The following is a 4,198-nucleotide window of genomic DNA, read 5'->3' on the forward strand; positions in this document are numbered from 1 at the left end:
GTGCTGGGCGGGGACGTGACGCGCTCCCCGGGGCCGCTGGCGGTGGACGTGACGGTGGTGGGGGAGGCGCCGCAGCCGGTGCTGCGCTCCGGGGCGCAGCTGGGGGACGAGGTGTGGGTGACGGGGGAGCTGGGCGGAGCCGCCGCCGCGGTCCGCGCCCTGCTCGCGGGGGAGATGCCCGACCCGGCGGCGCGCGAGCGCTTCGCTCGGCCGGTGCCACGGGTCCGGGAGGCGCTCTGGCTGATGGAGCGCGGCCTCCTCACGGCGATGGTGGACCTGTCGGACGGGCTGGCGGGGGACGCGGCGCACCTGTCGGCGGGAAGCGGCGTGGCGGTGCTCCTTTCCCCGGAGATGGTCCCGGTGCACCCCGCCGCGCGCGCCGCCGCAGCGGACCGGGAGGAGGCGCTGCGGCTGGCGCTGGGGGGTGGCGAGGACTACGAGCTGTGCTTCACGGCGCCGCTGGGGAGCGTCATCGGGCACACGATCGACTTCGACCGGGAGCTGGGGGTGAGGCTGAGTTGCGTCGGGCGCGTGGGCGGCGGGGACGGCGTGTGGTGGGTGGACGCGGAGGGACACCGCAGCGCCCTGGGGGTCGAAGCCTTCCAGCACTTCCGGGAGGGGGCGTGATCCGTACGTTGTGGGTGTACGCCACCATCATCTGGGCCACGGTGTGGTTCGGCAGCATCGCCATCGTGGACGCCTACTTCAAGCCGCGGGTGGAGTTCTACATCCGCCTCACGCGGGGGTGGGCGCGCGCGATCCTCAGCGCCAGCAATACGCCGGTGGTGGCGCACGGGCTGGAGAACGTGCGCCACGGCCCGCAGGTGATCGTCTCCAACCACGTTTCCTGGTACGACATCTTCGCCATCGCCGGGATCCTCCCGGTGCCCTTCCACTTCGTCGCCAAGAAGGAGCTGGAGCGGATCCCCCTCTTCGGGAGGGCGTGGAAGACGGCGGGGCACATCTCCATAGACCGCTCCAACCGCCAGAGGGCCATCGAGAGCCTGCGCCACGCGGGGGCGGAGATCCGGGCCCGGAACAGCGCGGTCATCATCTATCCGGAGGGGACGCGCTCGCGAACGGGGCGGCTGCAGCCGTTCAAGAAGGGCGCCTTCACCCTGGCGGTGGAGGCGCAGGTGCCCATCGTGCCCACGGTGGTGGTGGGGAGCTTCGACATCCTGCGCCCGGACGACTGGCGGGTGCACCCGCGCACCATCCACGTGCACTTCGGCGAGCCGGTGACGCTGGTGCCGGGAGAGACGTCGGAGGAGCTGATGGAGCGGGTGCGCGGGCGGATGGTGGGGATGCTGCACCGGCTGGAGGCGCTCCCGCCGGAGTAACGCGCCGGCCCGCGGTGCCGGGGGCGCCCGGTCCTGTCACGAAGACCGCCCTTGCTCAAGACGATCCTCCTGCTCGCGGGGCTCACCTACCTCGCGCTGGCCGCCTTCGCCTACTTCACGGCGGACCGGCAGATCTTCCTCCCGCCCGCGGCGTCCTACTCCGCGCGGGAGCTCCCCGTCACGCTCGTCCCCGCGGATGGCGGGGTCCGGATCGCCGTGCTCCACCTCCCGAACCCCGCGAGCGCCTTCACGATCCTCTACAGCCACGGGAACGCGGAGGACCTGGGGCACCTCGCGCCGGTCCTCCAGGAGCTGCACGAGGCGGGGTTCTCCGTGCTCGGCTACGACTACCGCGGCTACGGCGCGAGCACAGGCGCGCCGCCCAGCACGGAGGGAGCCTACCGGGACCTGGCGGCGGTCTACCGCTACGCGACGGAGGATCTCGGGATTCCGCCGAGCCGCATCGTCCTGTACGGGCGCTCCGTCGGCTCCGGTCCGGCGACGGACCTGGCGGCGCGCGAGCCGGTCGCCGGCCTGGTGATCGAAAGCGGCTTCACGAGCATCTTCCGCGTGGTCACGCGCGTGCCGCTGCTCCCCTTCGACCGGTTCCCCAACCTGAAGAACGTCCGGCGCGTGCGCTCCCCCGTGCTGGTGATCCACGGGACCGACGACGAGGTGATCCCGTTCTCGCACGGGAAGCAGCTCTACGAAGCCGCGGCGGAGCCGAAGCGGTTCCTGTGGGTGGGCGGGGCGGGCCACAACGACCTCGCCTGGGTGGCGCGGGACGCCTACTGGAACGCGCTGCGCGAGTTCGAGGCTCTTCTCCGGGACCGGGCGGCGGGGCCCTGAGCCCCGCGGGCCGTGCGCGCAGGTACTGCGGCGGCGAGCTACGATTCTTGCTGGACCCGAGTACATGAACGAGCCCGTGACCCTCGCCTCCGTGATCCGCTGCCCCTCCTGCGGGGCGGAGCGGGAGGAAGCCATGCCGACCGACGCGTGCCAGTTCTTCTACGAGTGCACCGCGTGCGGCCGGCTCCTGCGCCCCAGGGCGGGAGACTGCTGCGTCTTCTGCTCGTACGGGACTGTGCCCTGCCCGCCGGTCCAGCAGCAGGATCGCTGCTGTTGAGCGTGGGCCCGGACGCCTGCTCGTCCCGCAACGATCCGGGCACGGTCCCTGCCCCTCGCGCCGGCATGACCACGAGACCCCTCCTCCCCGCTCCCGCCCTCCTCCTCCTCGTCGCCTGCGGCGGAGGCGAGGGCGGCACCGCTTCGGTCCGCGGAGCCTTCCGCGAGGGCCAGCTCCCGGAAGGCTCCGACACCGTCCACGTCCGCGAGCAGGGCTCCTCCGCCCGCGTGCCGGTGGTGGGCGGAGCCTTCGCGCTGGAGGAGATCGCGCCGGGGGAGGCGACGCTGCGCTTCGGGCGGGGAGGCGACGCCGTCGCGCGGATGGAGCTGAGCGGGGTGCCGGAGGCTGGGGCGGTGGAGCTGCGGGCGATCCGCATCGACCGGGAGAGCGGGCTCGCCTTCCCCGGGTCCGTGGCGCTGGAGGGCGCGGAGACGGTGGTGGTGAACGGGCTGCGCTACGCCGCCCGGCCGCTCCCGCCGCGCGTGGACGCGGACGGGGTGGTGCTCGCCGCGGCCCCGGACGGCGACGCGTTCCTGGTGCGCCCCGCCGACCGGAGCCTCCCGGACCTGCGCGTGGTGGTCGGCCCGCTCACCGAGACGACAACCTCGGACGGCGACCCGGTCCCCGCGCGCGAGCTGGAGCGCGGCGATTCTGTCCGCGTGACCGGGCAGACGGAGGGCGGCTATCTGCTGGCGAGCCGCATCGTTGGGCCCAGGGCGCTGGCGCTCCGCCAGGCGGGAGCCGGTGAAGTCGCGGAGGACGACCGCTCGGCCCGCGCGGGCGCGACGGCGCCCCCCCGCAGACGGACCGAGCGCGCAGACCGCGAGGAGTCGAGAGGCAGAGACGAATCGAAGGGACGCGACGAGGCGAAAGGTCGCGACGAGTCGAAGGGACGCGATGAATCGAAAGGTCGCGATGAATCGAAAGGTCGCGACGACGGGCACGGCAGGGGGAAAGGACGGGGTGGGGAGAAGAGCCGCGGGAAGGGGAAGGGGTGAGGACACGCATGGCCCTCGCGGCAACCGCAGTTCGGCGCCTCCGCGCAGGGGGTGACAGGGAGGGGGTGGGGGTGGTCGGAGGAAGAAGTGGATGTTTGAGCGCAGCGAGTTCACTTCTTCCGGAGACTACCCCCGCCCCCGACCGCCACGCGCAGGAGTCCCGGCCTACACCCGCTCCTGCCGCGACCGATACGTCTCCTGCATCTTCTCGGACACGACCACCCAGCGATCTCCGCGGCGCTCCAGCACCAGCTCCTGTCTCCCCGCCCCGCTGCGGCGCAGCCGGTCGCCCTCGAAGTCCCACTCCTTGTCCACCAGCGCCACGGCGCGCCCCGGCTCCGGGAAGGTGATCGCCTGGCGGACGACGCGGATCCGCCGGTCGCGGTTGAAGGTGCGCAGGTCGCGCTGCCGCTCGGTGCGGATCCGGCTGCGGGGCGCGTCGTCGGCGGTGTAGAAGTCCACCCGGTCGGCGTAGTGGGCGAGGTGCGCGTCCAGGTCGCCGTTGACCCAGCTGTCGTTCATCCCCACGATCACCTCCTGCACCTCTGCGGCGGCGGCAGGGCCGGCCTCCCCGTCCGGGGAGTCCGCGGGGGCGGTGTCGCCGCCGCCCCGCAGCTCCTCGCGGGCCGCCTCGTTCTCCAGCGCCTCGAACTCCGGCGCCAGCGCCTCCGCCACGCCGCCGTCACGCTCCGCGGCATCGCCCGGATCGCCGGGCGCGGGCTCTACCACGGCGG

The 4,198-nt window shown here is 73.5% G+C and carries 6 protein-coding genes; 5 read left to right on the forward strand and 1 reads right to left on the reverse strand.

What is annotated here, in order from left to right; all coding sequences use genetic code 11:
* The 5 genes from VGR37_24205 to VGR37_24225 form a co-directional block, all read left to right on the forward strand.
* Positions 1-627, forward strand: a 627-nt coding sequence (locus VGR37_24205) for an AIR synthase-related protein (GenBank protein ID HEV2150525.1), incomplete at its 5' end; no start/stop codon positions are given.
* On the forward strand, positions 624-1,340 hold the full coding sequence (locus VGR37_24210) for a lysophospholipid acyltransferase family protein (protein HEV2150526.1): 717 nt from the start codon (positions 624-626) through the stop codon (positions 1,338-1,340). The genes VGR37_24205 and VGR37_24210, both read left to right, overlap by 4 nt.
* Before the next feature lie 51 nt (positions 1,341-1,391).
* A complete protein-coding gene (locus VGR37_24215) occupies positions 1,392-2,189 on the forward strand; it encodes an alpha/beta hydrolase (GenBank protein ID HEV2150527.1) in 798 nt (265 codons plus the stop codon).
* A 64-nt stretch (positions 2,190-2,253) separates the two neighbouring features.
* Positions 2,254-2,466 (forward strand): GDCCVxC domain-containing (seleno)protein, encoded by a 213-nt coding sequence (locus tag VGR37_24220; protein HEV2150528.1) that lies wholly within the window; start codon positions 2,254-2,256, stop codon positions 2,464-2,466.
* A 65-nt stretch (positions 2,467-2,531) separates the two neighbouring features.
* A complete protein-coding gene (locus VGR37_24225) occupies positions 2,532-3,464 on the forward strand; it encodes a hypothetical protein (GenBank protein ID HEV2150529.1) in 933 nt (310 codons plus the stop codon).
* Between the two features lie 165 nt (positions 3,465-3,629).
* On the opposite strand, the gene VGR37_24230 is transcribed toward VGR37_24225, so the two are convergent.
* Positions 3,630-4,198: hypothetical protein (locus VGR37_24230; GenBank protein ID HEV2150530.1), on the reverse strand; the 569-nt coding region annotated here is incomplete at its 5' end.

Source organism: Longimicrobiaceae bacterium, from assembly GCA_035936415.1.
GTDB lineage: Bacteria > Gemmatimonadota > Gemmatimonadetes > Longimicrobiales > Longimicrobiaceae > JAFAYN01.